We start from the raw sequence: 15,099 nt of genomic DNA, 5'->3' as shown, positions 1-15,099 counted from the left end.
TGCTTAAGCGCGGTCGAGATGGATGCGCATTCGGCCGGCCAGATCCTGGATATATTGCCAGGCGACGCGGCCGGAGCGGGCGCCGCGGGTCGTTGCCCATTCCAGCGCCTCGGCATGCATCTTCTCACGGTCGAGACCGAGCTTGAAATGATCGGCGTAGCCATCGATCATCGTCAGGTAGTCTTCCTGGCTGCATTTGTGGAAGCCGAGCCACAGGCCGAACCGGTCGGAGAGTGAGACCTTCTCCTCGACGGCTTCCGACGGATTGATCGCGGTCGATTGTTCGTTTTCCATCATGTGGCGCGGCAGCAGGTGGCGCCGGTTGGACGTGGCATAGAACAGCACATTATCCGGACGCCCTTCTACGCCACCATCGAGCGCCGCCTTGAGCGACTTATACGCGGTGTCGTCGTGGTCGAACGAGAGGTCGTCACAGAAGACGATGACACGGTGCGGCGTGTCCTTGAGGAGGTCGAGTAGCGTCGGTAGGCTGGCAATGTCTTCTCGATGCACTTCGACCAGCTTCAGCGATACGGCGCTCTCGCGGCGCACATCTTCATGCACGGCCTTGACCAGCGACGACTTGCCCATGCCACGCGCGCCCCAGAGCAGCACGTTGTTGGCCGCATAGCCCTCGGCAAAACGTACGGTGTTTTCATGCAGGATGTCGCGCACATGATCGACGCCGCGGATGAGCTTCAGCGCCACGCGATTGGGGCGCTTGACGGGCTGCAGATACTGGCGGGCAGGGGACCAGACGAAACAGTCGGCGGCGTTCCAATCATTGGCAGCAGGTGGGGCGCCGGCCAGTCGTTCGACTGCATCTGCAAGCCTCTTCAGCTCCTGCAGCAGAACGCTGTTGATTTCTTCGGCCATCGGGTGCCTCCTTCATAAATTGCAGCGATCATCCGCTTTCGCTTTTTGATGCCGGGCTACCATGGCCTTTCCACAGCGGAAAGGTTATGAGGCAGCGGAATCGGTACGCTTTCCGGCTGTTTTTGTTGCATTCATCAAGGCTGCAACTATAGTCCGGCGACTTGAAAAGAGAGGCGGGGTTCCGCCGCCCACAGCCTGAGGAGCTTAGCATGTTTATCACCCCGGCATTTGCCCAGAGCGCAACCGACGCCACGAGCGCTTTCGGCGGCTCAGGCCTCGAAATGATCATCCTGTTCGTGCCGCTGATGGTGGTCTGGTATTTCCTGCTCATCCGCCCGCAGCGCGCGCAAGCCAAGAAGCGTGAGGAAACCCTGAAGGCGATCCGTCGCGGCGATCAGATCGTGACCGGCGGCGGCCTCGTCGGCAAGGTCACGAAGGTAGTCGACGAGAAGGAAGTCGAAGTCGAAATTGCCGAAGGCGTGCGCGTGCGCATCGTCCGCACGGGCATTTCCGAAGTCCGCGTGAAGGGCGAGCCGGTTAAGGCCGACGCTGCGTAATATGCGATAGCAACACCCGCCGGATCGGAAGATAGTCGAGAGAATGCACCATTTTTCCCGCTTGAAAACACTTCTGATCTGGTTGGTTGCGATTGCCGCTATCATCATCGCTGCGCTCAATCTCCTGAGCCAGGCGCAGCTTTCCTCCCTGCCCAGTTGGATCCGGCAGGACCGCGTCACCCTCGGTCTCGATCTTCAGGGCGGCTCTCATATCGTGCTTCGCCTCGAACGCTCCGACATTATCAGGAATCGGCTCGAGGCAACGGTTGCCAGCGTTCGTGAAAAGCTTCGCGGCGCCGGCATCCGTTATACGGGGCTTGCCGGAACCGCGCAGACGGTGACGGTCAAGGTCACCGACATGGCCCAGCTGCAGACCGCAGCCGATCTCCTGAAATCGCTGACATCAACCGATATCTCGCTGCAGCAGAGCAACGACGGCCAGCTGACGCTGCAGATCTCTGACAAGGCGATCGATGCGGACACGGTTGCTGCGCAGACCCGCTCGCTCGATATTGTAGCCCGCCGTATCGCTGGTTTCGGCAAAGAGAATTTCACCGTTCGTCCTGACGGCAACGATCGGATTGCCGTGCAGGTGCTGGGCTCCGTCGACGCCGAACGGCTGAAGAACCTGCTGAACGAACCCGCCGCACTCTCCTTCCACCTCATTGACGAAAGCATGACCGGCCAGCAGGCGCTTGCGGGCCGCTGGCCCGCGACATCGCAGGTGCTTTATTCGCTGGATGATCCGCCGGTTCCCTATCTCGTTGATCGCACTGTAATTGCGACAGGCGCCGATTTTGCCGAAGTCGATACCAAGACCGATCCGCAAACGCAGGACAGCGCCATTGTCTATCGGTTGAATGCCGAGGCGGCGAAGCGTCTGGCGCAAGCGACGAGCGCCAATGTCGGAAAACACCTTGCCATCGTCTTTGATGATCAGGTCATGGCTGATCCGGTCATCGAAGCGCCGATATCGGACGGCAGCGGCGAGATATCAGCCAATTTCTCCGAAGAAGGCGTTCAGGATCTGGCCGTCATGCTACGGGCCGGCGCGCTGCCTGCAACACTCACATCGGTGGAAGAGCGAACTGTCAGCCCGGTCTTCGGCTCCGAATCCGTCTTCTCCGGTCTTGTCGCCGGCATTGTCGCGGTCGTGCTGGTCGCGGCGCTGATGACCGCGCTCTATCGCATGCTCGGCATTATCGCCGTCGTCTCGCTGGGCTTCAATCTGGTGCTGATTGTTGCATTCCTAAGCGTTGCCGGTGCGACCCTGACGCTCCCAGGCATTGCCGGCCTCGTGCTGATCGTCGGCATGGCCGTGGATTCCAATGTGCTAATCTATGAGCGCATCCGCGAAGAGGAGAGGGTGCCGCATACCACCTTCGCCCAGGCGGTGGAGCGCGGCTTCTCGCGTGCCTTCGCCACCATCGTCGATGCTAACGTTACCATCTTCATTGCTGCCGTCATTCTGTTTTTCGTCGGCAGTGAATCCATTCGCGGCTTTGCCGTGACTTTGGCTGTTGGCATCCTCACGACCATTCTGATGGCTTTTACGCTGACGCGCGGGCTGGTGACTGCCTGGCTTGCAAGACGACATCCGCGCCACCTGCCGAAGAGCGCGCTGACCGGGCTGTTCGAGCACACCAATATCCGTTTCATGGGCATCCGCCGCTACGTTTTCACGGCGTCGGCAGCACTTTGCATCGCCGCGATGCTCGCCTTCGCAACGGTCGGTCTGCAGCTCGGCATCGACTTTACCGGCGGCTCGCTGATCGAGGTCAAGGCGAAGCAGGGCAATGCCGATATTGCCGATCTGAGCGCCCGTCTCAACGAACTGAACCTCGGGCCGGTGCGTGTCGATCGCATCGGCGATGCCGCCAACGCCCTGATCCGTGTCGGCTCGCAGGACGGCGGCGAAAATGCCGAGCAGTCGGTCGCAACATTCATTCGCGGCGAACTGGCCGAGGACTACGACTTCCGCCGCGTCGAGGTCGTCGGAGCAGCTGTCTCCAGCGAGCTGACGATGCTGGCAACGGTCGGTATCCTTGCCTCCCTGTTCGCCATCCTCGTCTATATCTGGATACGCTTCGAATGGCAGTTTGCGGTCGGTGCGATCGTCGCGACATTGCACGACGTCATCATCATGCTCGGTCTCTTCGTGCTGACCGGTATGGAATTCAATCTGACGAGCGTCGCGGCCCTTTTGACCGCCGTCGGCTATTCGCTGAACGATACCGTCGTCGTCTATGACCGCATGCGCGAAAACCTGAAACGCTACAGGAAAATGCCGCTGCCGATCCTGATCGATGCAGCGATCAACCAGACGCTCTCGCGTACCATCCTGACGGCCGCCACGACCTTGCTTGCGCTGCTTGCGCTTTACATCTTCGGCGGCGCCGTCATCCGCTCCTTTACTTTCACCATGCTCTTCGGCGTTGCGCTTGGGACATTCTCCTCCATCTATATAGCAGCGCCTGTTCTCATCATTTTCCGGCTGCGCCGCGAGACCGATGGCAAGGACGAGGGCGACATCAGCATGAAATCCGGCAAGCCGGTGGTGTAGATACATGGCAAAAGGCATTGAAATCCGCGACGCCCATTTCCCGGGCCGCGCTCCCATAGACACCTATGGCAATGGAGGATTCCGGTTTGCGGATATGTCGCATCGCGGCTCCATCCTCTGCCTGCCCTCGGGCATCCACGGCTGGGAGATGGACATGACGAAGCCGTTGTCGGTGGAAAATTTTCGCCGTGTGCTCGAAGAAGCCGCCGATATCGAAGTCCTGCTCGTTGGCACAGGCACGGAACTTCGCCGCCTGCCTGCAGAATTGCGTGCCGCCCTCAAAGCGCGCGGTATCTCCTCCGATCCAATGAGCACGGGTGCCGCCGTGCGCACCTTCAACATCATGCTCTCCGAACAGCGTGCCGTCGCCGCCGCCCTGATCGCGGTCTGATTATGGCCGATCCAACGACGAACCAGGACATCAGCCTGGCAATGCTGCGCGACACCGATCGCGATCGCTACCTCGCCTGCCTGCTATCACCTGATGACAAGCGTGGTGCGCTCGCCGCCCTTTATGCCTTCAATGCCGAGCTTGCCCGCATCCGCGATCTCGTTCACGAACCGTTGCCCGGCGAGATTCGTATGCAGTACTGGCGCGACCTCCTGGAAGGCAATGCGCACGGCTCGACTGATGCCAATCCACTCGCGGCAGCCCTTCTTTCGGCGGTCGAGACGCATCGGCTTCCACGCCAGACGCTCGTCAACATGATCGAGGCGCGGATCTTCGATCTCTACGACGACCCAATGGAAAGCCGAACCGCGCTGGAAGGCTATGCGGGCGAAACAGCCTCTGCACTCATTCAGCTTGCCGGCCTCATCCTTTCCCCGCAAGAGGCGATGAAATCCGCGGATGCCGCCGGTCATGCCGGCGTGGCGCAGGCTATATCTGGGATGTTACTGCTGATGCCGCTCCATCAACGTCGCGGACAGGTCTATATCCCGCTCGAAATTCTCTCGGCGACAGGCCTTGACCGGGAGAGCTTCCTGGCTGGCGCGGATAGGCCGCGCATCTCTGCGGCCATCGAAGCTTTCGCCGGGCTCGGTCGCGATCACCTTGCCAAGGCGAGAGCGTCTGCGCTGCCGCCATCGGTGCTGCCCGCCTTCCTGCCGGTTGCGCTCGCGGAACCGGTGCTGGTGAAGGCGCAGAAGCGCGGTGCAGCCGTTCTGGAAGTATCGCTGCAGGAGCCGCAATGGCGCCGTCAGATGCGCATGGCTTTTGCCGGTATGCGCAAGAAAATCTGACGACGGTCAAACTCGCGCAAGTCTCGCGCGTTATGTCAGGCATAACCCATTCTAAAGGGAGAATCCGCATGGGCATTATCGTCTGGTGCGTTCTTTTCGCCATCGTCATCTTCATCGCCTATGTGGCGACGCGCATGGCTGCTCAGAACAAGGAAGATGGCCTGCACGACACGGGCCTTGCGATCATCGAATTCGGCCGCGCATTCCCCAATGAGGCGATCCGTCAGCTTCAGGCGACAGTCGATGGGCAGGCCATCTTCGTGCGTCTGCATGACAACAAGGCGGGCTTTATGCGTAACATGTCGCGCCATTTCGCTTGCCATCTGATCGAGCCGGGCTCGGTGCGCGTTCTGGCGTCTGAAACGGGCAAGGGGCTGAGCATCGAATTTGCCAACGCCCCCCATCACAACGGCACCTACGAGTTCGCTTCTGCCAAGGAAGCGTCAGAAGTCTCGCTCTGGCTGCTCGGCAACTATGTTGCTGAGCAGGACAAGGAACTGCCTGTGCCGAATACCTCGGCGGTGAACGGCCACTAAACTCAGGCGCTTTCGGCGCGTTCGACATCCTGCGCGAGCCAGGTGGCGCAATCTGAAAGCGCCCGCTTGGCGATCAGCTGACGCTTCATGATCGTCTTATCCTTGCCCCGAAAGCGCTTGACGCCTTCAGGCTTGACGATGGAACCTGGCTGAAGCTCCGGAAACAACCCGAAATTGATATTCATTGGCTGGAAGGAGCGTTTACCCGGCTCCTCGTCAGTGACCAGATGGCCGCCAGTGATATGGCCAAGAAGCGAACCGAGCGCCGTTGTTGCGGGGGGAAGCGAGACTGGTTCTCCCTTGCGTTCCGCAGCGGCAAAGCGGCCGGCCAGCAGACCCACGCTTGCGCTTTCGACATAACCTTCGCAGCCGGTGATCTGGCCGGCAAAGCGCAGGCCCGGCCGCGATTTCAAAGTTAGCGACGGATCGAGCAGGGTGGGCGAATTGATGTAGGTGTTGCGGTGCAGACCGCCGAGCCGGGCAAATTCGGCATTCTCAAGCCCTGGGATCATGCGGAAGATATCGGCCTGGGCGCCATATTTGAGCTTCGTCTGGAAGCCGACCATGTTGTAGAGGGTGCCGAGCGCATTGTCCTGGCGAAGCTGCACGACGGCATAGGCTTTCACGGTCGGGTTATGCGCGTTGGTGAGGCCCATCGGCTTCATCGGCCCATGGCGCAGCGTCTCGCGCCCGCGCTCGGCCATCACTTCGATTGGCAGGCACCCGTCGAAATAGGGCGTGCCTTCCCACTCCTTGAAACCGACTGTATCGCCGGCGATCAGCGCGTCAACGAAGGCATTGTATTGCTCTTCCGTCATCGGGCAGTTGATATAGTCCTTGCCCGTGCCACCGGGACCGACCTTGTCGTAGCGGGACTGATACCAGCAGATGTCCATGTCGATGCTGTCACGATAAACGATCGGCGCGATGGCATCGAAAAAGGCAAGAGAATCCTCACCCGTTTCCGCCTGGATGGCGCCTGCCAGCGACGGCGCGGTCAGGGGACCCGTGGCGATAATGGCCAAATCCCAGTCCTTCGGCGGCAGGCCGGAAATCTCCTCGCGCACGACCGTGATCAGCGGATGCTCGTGGATCGCCTCGGTCACGGCATCAGAAAAGCCATCGCGGTCGACGGCCAGTGCGCCGCCTGCCGGCACCTGATGTTTGTCGGCCGACGCCATGATCAATGAGCCAGCCATGCGCATTTCCGCATGGATGACGCCCACGGCATTGCTGGTAGCATCATCCGAGCGAAAGGAGTTGGAGCAGACGAGCTCGGCAAGGCCATCGGTCTTGTGCGCATCCGTACCGCGCACGCCGCGCATTTCATGCAAGATTACGGGAACGCCGGCATTGGCGATTTGCCACGCAGCTTCGGAGCCGGCGAGTCCGCCGCCGATGACATGAATAGGGGAGTAGGAGGAATTATCGGTCATTGGCGGCTGATATCACGCCAGCACATGCGATCCAACAATAGAATCAAAAACGGCGCCTGCTGGCGCCGCAACGTGATCAGCTCTGCTCTCGCGTTCCAGGCGATGCTTCGCGCTGGTCGACATCTTCGAGATCGGCATCGACAATGTAGGCATCCCGATGTTCGCGTGCTGCTTCGCGTTGTGCAGCAAGGTTCGGAAGATCGTCGGGAGTCGTTTCTTCCGTATGTTCGTTGAACGTGTCTATTTCACCATTTGTGGACGGAGCGTCCTTACGTCGGGCATTCAGCGCCCGTGAGGTTTCGTCCACAATTTCGCGCCGACGCGCATCGGCAGCCGGACTATCTTCCGCCCGTGCATCGTCAGTTGCTTTTTCTAAAATGGTTCTCGCCATGATGTTACCTCCAGAAACGGTTCGTCTCGACGGACTGGCGGCCCAGCAGATAGCCGATGCTGAAAGCGAGAACGCCAATGCCGACAACGACAGAGCTGGCGGTATGGGGATGATCGGCCGCACCCGTTGCGACGGCCTGCACCTCGCGTTTGACCGCAGAGGCGGTGTTCGACGCAGTCTTTCTGATGCCTTCGGGCTTGTTCACCGGCTGTCCGGTAAACCCGGCATTGAGTTGGTTTGACATGGGGGTGGTCTCCTTTCGTGAAGGAGAACTGACGGAAGGCTGTCGGGTTCCGATAAACAACGAGTAAAGCTCAAAAACGAAAACGGCGCCTGATGGCGCCGTTTTGGAGAATGGTCCGCTTACTATTAGCGGAACGAGCGGGACGCAATGCCGCGGATGTCGTAGCGGCTGACGCCGATATCGGCGAGCGTCTGGTTGGACAGGTTGCCAAGTTCGTTGAGCGTACGGCGGTAGCTAATCCAGCTCTTTGCAATGCGAATCGGGTTCATGGTCTCTTCCTCAGATGTCTTGTGCAGGCAGCGGGATCGCTGTCTCTGCGGTTGACATTTATATAATCGAGGTCCTCGCTATTGTGCAGTGCAAATAAAGGGCGTCTGCTATGCAATTGTGCACTCTGGTGCCCGCTAATTATGCAGAGCGCGATTTTTAAGCGGGCCGGGAATTAAAACTTCCGTAACTTTACGGCGATCTGACCGGCAGGCAAAAGAAAACGCCCGCTGCGGAGGCAGCAGGCGTTTTGGGAAGGCAATCTGCTTGGGAGGAGCAGCGATTACCTGTACTTAGCGGGCGGCAGCTTCGCGAGCAACGCGATGGATGTCCGAACGGTCGATGCCGAGGTCATGCAATTCGCGGTTGGTCATGCGGCCGAGTTCGGTAACGGTCTGACGATACTTGCGCCAGTTATTGAAAGAGCGAGAGAAGTTCATGTTAATCCCCTTTCCGAGGGCTTGATCCTGCCAGCAGCCCGTCTTCGGCGCTGACCTCTATTTGATGACCAGAATATATGTTGCGCTGCAAAGAACTAAAAGAGCCAAGATTTCAAATCACCTATGCGTGATTCGCAAGGCTTAGATTGTGATTTACCCGCTTTGATCATTTTTTGATCAATGAATAGGCCGAGTGATTTTTTCCTAGGCTGCCGTTTTCTCAGAAGGGATATCCGGCCTGCAGCGGCGCCCGCGAGCGGTCTTTTTTGTAGCCGCATTTCCGAATGCATCTCCGGGAAAATGACGGGCCTCCGCGCGCTGAAGCGCTCTGCTGACTGTCCGACGCGGCTTAACGATTGCTTTACCCTGATTCAGGCGAAAGCCCGAAAAGGTAGGATGCTAATCGTTTAATCACCTGTTAAGAAAAACGCCCACCGGGGGAGGGTCCGGTGGGCGTCATGATGGTGACTGGCAACTGGGAGGAGGAGTGTTGCCAGTCTATCGCAGGGCGCTGGGAGGAGGAGTGCGCATCTGCGAATCTCGTCACGGACATATGTCCGCGGGCATCCGGAAAACCGGGCCAGGGCGCCATCCCCGCGCTTCGATATGCAGGTAAATAGTATGACTTTTGATTGTTTTGCAGTGCAATATAATCATGGTGGCTATGCGGTTAATGCATGCCGTGGGCGTCATGGTTATATTAGTAATGATGAGGTTAGCGCTTGGTTAATGGCTGACCCAATTAAGTCCAATGAGGAATTTGCGTATTTTAAATGTCGGCATTTCCGCACGACGGTCTTGCGCTATAAATGCAGAAGCCAAAAATGGCGGATTAATACGGGGTGGGGCATGTATCGCGGCAGATTGGGGCGGGATCTCTCGCTCTGGGTGGAGAAGGGACTTCTGGAGGAAGTGACGGCAAAGACGCTGCTTGCCGAATACGACACGCGTCCGGCCAGTTTCAGCGTCGGCCGCGTGCTGATGGGATTGGCGGCCGTGCTGCTCGGGGCAGCCTTTCTGCTTCTCGTCGCTTCGAACTGGGAGTATATGCCCCGCCTCGTTCGCGTCGGCCTGATGCTGGCGCTCATCTGGGCGGTTCACATCGGCGCTGCACTTCTTCTTATGCGTGGTGCGGTCGCCACAGCCGGCGGTCTGCTCATCATCGGTGCGTTGAGCTTCGGCGGTGCCATCTCGCTCATCGGCCAGATGTATCACCTCTCGGGCGACGAACAGACGGTCATGTATCTCTGGTTTGCCGTCGCAACCGTTTCAGCAATCCTTTTCCGCTCGGCTGCAGTGACCGTTGTCGCAGGCTTCCTCTCCTGGGCCTCCTTTGCCGTCTACCTCGAGAATTTCGATACGCGCTGGTTCGGCTCCGGCCCCTATGCGCCGCTTGTCATGGCGGCTGTCGTCATAGGGCTCGTGCGATTTACCGGCGCCGAGCGGGCGCGTCATCTCGCCTATTTGCTGGTGGTCGGCTGGCTCGCTTGGCTCTATGTGCTGACTGAGGAGATATCCGTGGCGATCGCCTTCGCCGTTCTCGGCATGGTGGCTTTCCTGCTGACAGCCTTGCCCATCCGTCCGATTTCTACGCTCGTCAGAACCGCGGGTGCGGCTCCGGCCTTCTATAGTTTCCTCGTCGCCCTCATGGGATTGTTCCTGCTCCATATCGAAATGGATGAAGGCGGGCGTATGGTGGTGATTGGCCTGCTGACGCTGGCTGCCGCCGTTGCGGCGATCGCGCTGCATGGCCGGGACAATGGAGCGGTGCGTTATCTGGCCTATGGCGGCTTCGCCGCCGAGATGCTCTATCTGGCCTCGGTGACGGTCGGCACGATCTTGGGCACGTCGAGCCTCTTCCTGTTCTCGGGCCTGGTGGTCGCAGCCGTTGCCTGGGTCGTCATCCGTCTCGAAAGACGCTTCGCGGCCGGACCGGGAATAGCCGAAGCGAAGGAGGAACGAGCATGAGGCTCGCCGTCGCAAGACCGTTAACTGGTCGCTTCTATATTGTTGCCGCGCTCCTCGTCGCTGGCCTGCAGACACTGATCCTCGGTTACATCATCCAGAGCCGCGCTTCCATCCTGGCAAGCGGCACCGAAATATTGCTGAAGACGGCTCCGGTTGATCCGCGCGATTTCCTGCGTGGCGACTACGTCGTACTGAACTACGATATATCGTCGATCCCGGTCTCGACGGTCACCGGCGGCATTCCGGCGGAGGCCGGCGAACAGACCCTGTGGGTGCGCCTCAAGCGTCAGCCGGATGGGTTCTGGGGCATTGTCGAATCGTCCTTTAGGGAACTGCCGGCTGCGTCGGATACAGTCGTCCTGCGCAGCCTGCCTTTCTATAGCTATGGTCCCAACGATGGTGAAACCATCCGGGTCGAATACGGGATAGAGCGCTATTACGTGCCGGAAGGCGAAGGAAAGCCGCTGGAGGAGGCCCGTAACGAGGGCGTCGTATCGATTGCTGCCAGCGTTTCATCGTCGGGTGCCGCACAGATCCGCAGCCTCGTTGTGAACGGCAAGCCGGCCTATGAAGAGCCTCTCTATTGAGAGTCGGGGTGGCTGACGGGAACGGTACGCTTTTGCCCGCAAATCCCTGTCATTTGCCGTTCATTTTTCCTTTGCCTGTTCTAAATCGGGTGATATAGAGACGCCGCGCTCCGGAAGGCCTCATGCGCAGGCATATGCATGCGGTTTCGCGAACGCGGGTATGGTGAAATTGGTAGACACGCCAGATTTAGGTTCTGGTGCCGCAAGGCGTGGGAGTTCAAGTCTCTCTACCCGCACCAAGCTGCCTTGCAGGGCGGGAGGACTGGAACTTAGTTGTCCCGGATACCCGAAAAGCGAGTGCTGTTCCGCTTCGGGCGGAACGAACAGGAATTGAGAAAAGCCACGCACGGCAGTTGGCCGGCGTCGTGCTCACAGAAACGAACGGCGTCTGGGCACGGCCGCCACGGAAATGAAGGTAGGAAGACATGCAGGTTATCGAAACGCTCGCTGAAGGGCTGAAGCGCGAAATCAAGGTCGTTATCCCGGCCAAGGACATGGAAAGCAAACTAAACGAGCGCCTTGCCGATGTGAAGGACAAGGTTCGCATCAACGGTTTCCGTCCGGGCAAGGTTCCGCCCGCTCACCTTAAGAAGGTCTATGGCAAGTCCATCATGGCCGATCTCGTCAACGAGATCGTTCGCGACCAGCCGACCCAGATCCTGTCCAGCCGTGGCGAAAAGTCGGCTACCCAGCCGGAAATCAACATGACGGAAGACAAGGACGAGGCGGAAAAGATCCTCGCTGCCCAGCAGGACTTCGAATTCACCCTGTCCTATGAAGTTCTTCCGCCGATCGAACTGAAGTCCAACAAGGGCATCAAGGTCACGCGCGAAGTTGTCGATATCTCGGACGATGAAGTCAACGAGCAGGTTCTCAAGGTCGCTGAAAGCGCCCGCGACTATGCCGAAAAGAAGGGCAAGGCTGCCAACGGCGACCGCGTCAAGATGGACTATGTCGGCAAGGTCGACGGCGTTGCCTTCGACGGCGGCACCGATCAGGATGCTGAACTGGTTCTCGGTTCCGGCCGTTTCATCCCGGGCTTCGAAGACCAGCTCGTTGGCGTCAAGGCTGGCGACGAGAAGACCATCACCGTGACTTTCCCGGCCGACTATCCGGCAAAGAACCTCGCTGGCAAGGAAGCCACCTTCGACGTTACCGTCAAGGAAGTCGCTGCTCCGGCTGATGTCGAGATCAACGACGAACTTGCCAAGAAGCTCGGCCTCGAATCTGCCGATCGTCTGAAGGAAATCGTCCGCGGCCAGATCGAATCCCAGTACGGTTCGCTGACGCGCCAGAAGCTGAAGCGCCAGATCCTCGACCAGCTCGACGAGATGTACAAGTTCGAAACCCCGTCCAAGCTCGTCGAAGCCGAATATAACGGCATCTGGAACCAGGTCAGCAACGACCTCGCCCAGTCCGGCAAGACCTTCGAAGACGAAGACACGACCGAAGAACAGGCACGCGAAGAATACCAGAAGCTCGCCGAGCGCCGCGTCCGCCTCGGCCTCGTTCTCTCCGAAATCGGCGAAAAGGCCGGCGTCGAAGTCAGTGAAGACGAAATGCAGCGCGCGATCTACGAACAGCTGCGCCAGTATCCGGGCCAGGAAAAGCAGATCCTCGAGTTCTTCCGCAGCCAGCCGGGTGCCGCCGCTTCGATCCGCGCTCCGATCTTCGAAGAAAAGGTCATCGACCACCTGCTGACCGAAATCGCCGTCACCGACAAGAAGGTGACCAAGGAAGAGCTGCTTGCCGACGAAGAAGGCGAAGCTTCTGAAAAGGCAGAAACCAAGAAGGCTGCGCCGAAGAAGAAGGCTGCCGCCAAGGCTGAAGCTTCTGCAGACGCTGCTGAAGGCGAAGAAGCTGCACCGAAGAAAAAGGCTGCTCCGAAGAAGAAGACTTCCGAGGATAGCGCCGAATAATCGGCTTTTCCGCAGTGAAATCAAAAGCCCTGCCGCTTGCGGCAGGGCTTTTTTGTTGAACCTTCGAAATCGGCGGATCTTACGTTCGGCTGTCAGACGGCCTTTCGGGCGTGGGTCAGTTCCGCGACCTTTTTGATGTGGCTGACGGCGGCAGTGCCACCAGCGGTCTTGGTGAAAAGATCGAGAACGTCTTCGTCATCATCGGCAACCGGCGTCAATGCCTTGTCCATATAGCTCTTCGCATCGGCCTGGCGTGCAATCAGGAAAGCTGAAACACTGAGCTTGATGATCGTGCCGGCAAGCGAGAGATGTTTGCGGGCGGTATCGAAGGCAAAGCGTGGCCAGAAGAGCAGCGGGTGCTCGCGCTTGAGGCTCGGACGGCGCTCCGAAGGATGTTTCAGGCGCAAAAGGCCGCTCTGCAGGGGATGAACGTTTTCGAGCGGCACGGTGGTCGCAAACGAGACCAGCACCTTGACAAGGCTGGAGAGCTTGATGCCGGTTGCCGCGCCACGGCGCAGCAGGGTCTTCATATGCTCAGGCGAGTAGTAGAGCGACCAGGCCTCTTGATAGATATCTTCCCACTCCTTCTTGCCCATCTTTGGATGGGCTGTGCAGACGTGCTCGACATCGTAGATGTTGAGATCGGCATCCATCTCGACACCCTTCTTCCAGAGAACCTGATGATCCTCTGAGCCGGGCAGCGGTGTCAGAACGAAGAATTCGATGACGTCGAGTGGCAACTCTTCCTGAATGATCTTGATGTCGCGGCGGATCGAGTCCGGCGTGTCGGCCGGGAAGCCCAGAATATAGCCGGCAAGCGTCATGATGCCCTGTGCCTTCCAGGCCAGCAGCATCTTGCGATATTCGGTGATCTTGTTCTGGTTTTTCTTGGCGGCGGTAAGATTGTCCGGATTGACGTTTTCAAGGCCGATGAAGACACGGGTGACGCCGGCGCGTTTCGATTTTTCGATGAAGTTCGGGATCTTGTGGCAGAGCGTGTCCACCTGGATCATCAGGCCGAGCGGAATGCCGTCCTTTTCCCTGAGCTCGATCAGCCGGTCGAAGATCGCTTCCCAATCCTTGTTGCGGGCGAAATTGTCATCGGTGATGAAGAATTTATGGATGCCCTGCGCCCAGTTCATACGCACCAGCTTCTCGACATCGTCCGCCGAGCGGAAGCGGGATTTGCGGCCCTGCACGTTGATGATCGTGCAGAAGGAACATTGATATGGGCAGCCGCGGCCCGCATCGAAACTGGTGCTGAGGCCAAGCGTGCGCTGAATATTGTCTTTCGGCAGAAAAGGCACCGGCGTGCCACCGATGCCTGGAAGGTCGTTCATGAAATTGTAGAGCGGCTTCAGCTCGCCGGCGGCTGCGTCGCGCAGCACCATCTCCAGCCGCCCTTCGGCCTCGCCTGCAAACATCGAAACACCCATCTTGCGACATTCCTCGAGGCCGATCGCGTCGCCGTCGAGCATCGACAGGCAGCCCGAGATATGAAAGCCGCCCATCGAGACCGGCAGTCCGGCATCGCGGAAGGGGCGGGCAATATCGAGTGCGCGGGGGTACTGATTGGATTGCACACCGATAAGCGCGACCATCCCGAAATTATTGTTACGTTTGAACTGGGAAATCAGCGCCGCAAAATCGATCCGCGTATTGGTCTCATCGATGACGGTGATATCGATGGCGGTGTCGGCCCCAAGTACCTGCCGCTCCGCACATTCAGCGGCAATCCCATAGATCGCCGCCAGCGAGTTGGAGGGGATCATTGCCCGCCACCATCGGATCACGTAGCCGTCATCGTCATAGTGCGACGGCTTTATCAGGATAAGCTGAAACCGTCTGCGAGCAGCCTCTGAATTATCGGGCAAAATATCTATCTCTCGTTGGGGTCTGCGCAGCTGGATTTGGTGGCGCCGCAGGCCGGTCTAAGACGTGGTTTCAGGCTGTCGAAAGCCGTGCCTCGTATTTGGGAAGGCGATAAGCAGAACGCAATAGAACAATGCAAGGCGCGAACAGGCTGACCTTACCAATATCTTTTGGCATGGGATATAGTCAGTTGGCACAGAA

The 15,099-nt window shown here is 58.8% G+C and carries 15 protein-coding genes and 1 tRNA gene; 9 read left to right on the top strand and 7 right to left on the bottom strand.

Going from position 1 to position 15,099, the window contains the following annotated elements:
• Positions 1-3: 3 nt before the first annotated feature.
• Positions 4-876 carry an ATP-binding protein gene (locus tag FHT78_RS11375; RefSeq protein WP_183743612.1) on the bottom strand — a complete coding sequence of 291 codons (873 nt, stop codon included), beginning with the start codon at positions 874-876 and terminating at the stop codon, positions 4-6.
• 209 nt (positions 877-1,085) lie between these two features.
• Here FHT78_RS11375 and yajC point away from each other — a divergent pair, with 209 nt between their 5' ends.
• From yajC to FHT78_RS11350, 5 genes are all read left to right on the top strand, one after another.
• A complete protein-coding gene (gene yajC / locus FHT78_RS11370; protein ID WP_007813582.1) occupies positions 1,086-1,433 on the top strand; it encodes a preprotein translocase subunit YajC in 348 nt (115 codons plus the stop codon).
• Between the two features lie 43 nt (positions 1,434-1,476).
• Positions 1,477-3,996, top strand: a complete 2,520-nt coding sequence (gene secDF / locus FHT78_RS11365; protein WP_183743610.1) for a protein translocase subunit SecDF — start codon at positions 1,477-1,479, stop codon at positions 3,994-3,996.
• Between the two features lie 4 nt (positions 3,997-4,000).
• Positions 4,001-4,387, top strand: a complete 387-nt coding sequence (locus tag FHT78_RS11360) for an Mth938-like domain-containing protein (protein WP_183743608.1) — start codon at positions 4,001-4,003, stop codon at positions 4,385-4,387.
• A gap of 2 nt (positions 4,388-4,389) precedes the next feature.
• Positions 4,390-5,238: a phytoene/squalene synthase family protein gene (locus FHT78_RS11355; protein WP_183743606.1), complete on the top strand. Its 849-nt coding sequence runs from the start codon at positions 4,390-4,392 to the stop codon at positions 5,236-5,238.
• A gap of 68 nt (positions 5,239-5,306) precedes the next feature.
• The gene (locus tag FHT78_RS11350) at positions 5,307-5,774 is read left to right on the top strand and encodes a hypothetical protein (RefSeq protein WP_183743604.1); all 468 of its coding nucleotides are present in this window, start codon (positions 5,307-5,309) and stop codon (positions 5,772-5,774) included.
• Positions 5,775-5,776: 2 nt separating this feature from the next.
• Here FHT78_RS11350 and trmFO read toward each other — a convergent pair whose 3' ends face one another.
• The 5 genes from trmFO to FHT78_RS11325 form a co-directional block, all read right to left on the bottom strand.
• Complete coding sequence (gene trmFO / locus FHT78_RS11345; protein WP_183743602.1) at positions 5,777-7,210, bottom strand: methylenetetrahydrofolate--tRNA-(uracil(54)-C(5))-methyltransferase (FADH(2)-oxidizing) TrmFO; 1,434 nt, start codon at positions 7,208-7,210, stop codon at positions 5,777-5,779.
• A 76-nt stretch (positions 7,211-7,286) separates the two neighbouring features.
• Positions 7,287-7,601 carry a hypothetical protein gene (locus FHT78_RS11340; RefSeq protein WP_183745391.1) on the bottom strand — a complete coding sequence of 105 codons (315 nt, stop codon included), beginning with the start codon at positions 7,599-7,601 and terminating at the stop codon, positions 7,287-7,289.
• A gap of 4 nt (positions 7,602-7,605) precedes the next feature.
• Positions 7,606-7,845: a hypothetical protein gene (locus tag FHT78_RS11335; protein ID WP_183743600.1), complete on the bottom strand. Its 240-nt coding sequence runs from the start codon at positions 7,843-7,845 to the stop codon at positions 7,606-7,608.
• Positions 7,846-7,970: 125 nt separating this feature from the next.
• Complete coding sequence (locus FHT78_RS11330; protein WP_112545790.1) at positions 7,971-8,114, bottom strand: DUF1127 domain-containing protein; 144 nt, start codon at positions 8,112-8,114, stop codon at positions 7,971-7,973.
• A gap of 291 nt (positions 8,115-8,405) precedes the next feature.
• Positions 8,406-8,552: a DUF1127 domain-containing protein gene (locus FHT78_RS11325; RefSeq protein ID WP_112568189.1), complete on the bottom strand. Its 147-nt coding sequence runs from the start codon at positions 8,550-8,552 to the stop codon at positions 8,406-8,408.
• Positions 8,553-9,401: 849 nt separating this feature from the next.
• Here FHT78_RS11325 and FHT78_RS11320 point away from each other — a divergent pair.
• From FHT78_RS11320 to tig, 4 genes are all read left to right on the top strand, one after another.
• On the top strand, positions 9,402-10,520 hold the full coding sequence (locus FHT78_RS11320; protein WP_183743598.1) for a DUF2157 domain-containing protein: 1,119 nt from the start codon (positions 9,402-9,404) through the stop codon (positions 10,518-10,520).
• Positions 10,517-11,107 (top strand): GDYXXLXY domain-containing protein, encoded by a 591-nt coding sequence (locus FHT78_RS11315; protein WP_183743595.1) that lies wholly within the window; start codon positions 10,517-10,519, stop codon positions 11,105-11,107. The genes FHT78_RS11320 and FHT78_RS11315 overlap by 4 nt, the downstream gene beginning before the upstream one ends.
• Positions 11,108-11,261: 154 nt before the next feature.
• Positions 11,262-11,346 (top strand) — tRNA-Leu (locus FHT78_RS11310).
• Positions 11,347-11,532: 186 nt separating this feature from the next.
• On the top strand, positions 11,533-13,026 hold the full coding sequence (gene tig, locus FHT78_RS11305; RefSeq protein ID WP_183743593.1) for a trigger factor: 1,494 nt from the start codon (positions 11,533-11,535) through the stop codon (positions 13,024-13,026).
• A gap of 92 nt (positions 13,027-13,118) precedes the next feature.
• On the opposite strand, the gene FHT78_RS11300 is transcribed toward tig, so the two are convergent.
• On the bottom strand, positions 13,119-14,900 hold the full coding sequence (locus FHT78_RS11300) for a radical SAM protein (protein WP_183743591.1): 1,782 nt from the start codon (positions 14,898-14,900) through the stop codon (positions 13,119-13,121).
• Positions 14,901-15,099 lie beyond the last annotated feature (199 nt).

It is taken from the genome of Rhizobium sp. BK196 (assembly GCF_014193255.1).
Taxonomy (GTDB): Bacteria; Pseudomonadota; Alphaproteobacteria; order Rhizobiales; family Rhizobiaceae; genus Rhizobium.
This window is presented reverse-complemented; position numbering and strand designations above follow the sequence as displayed.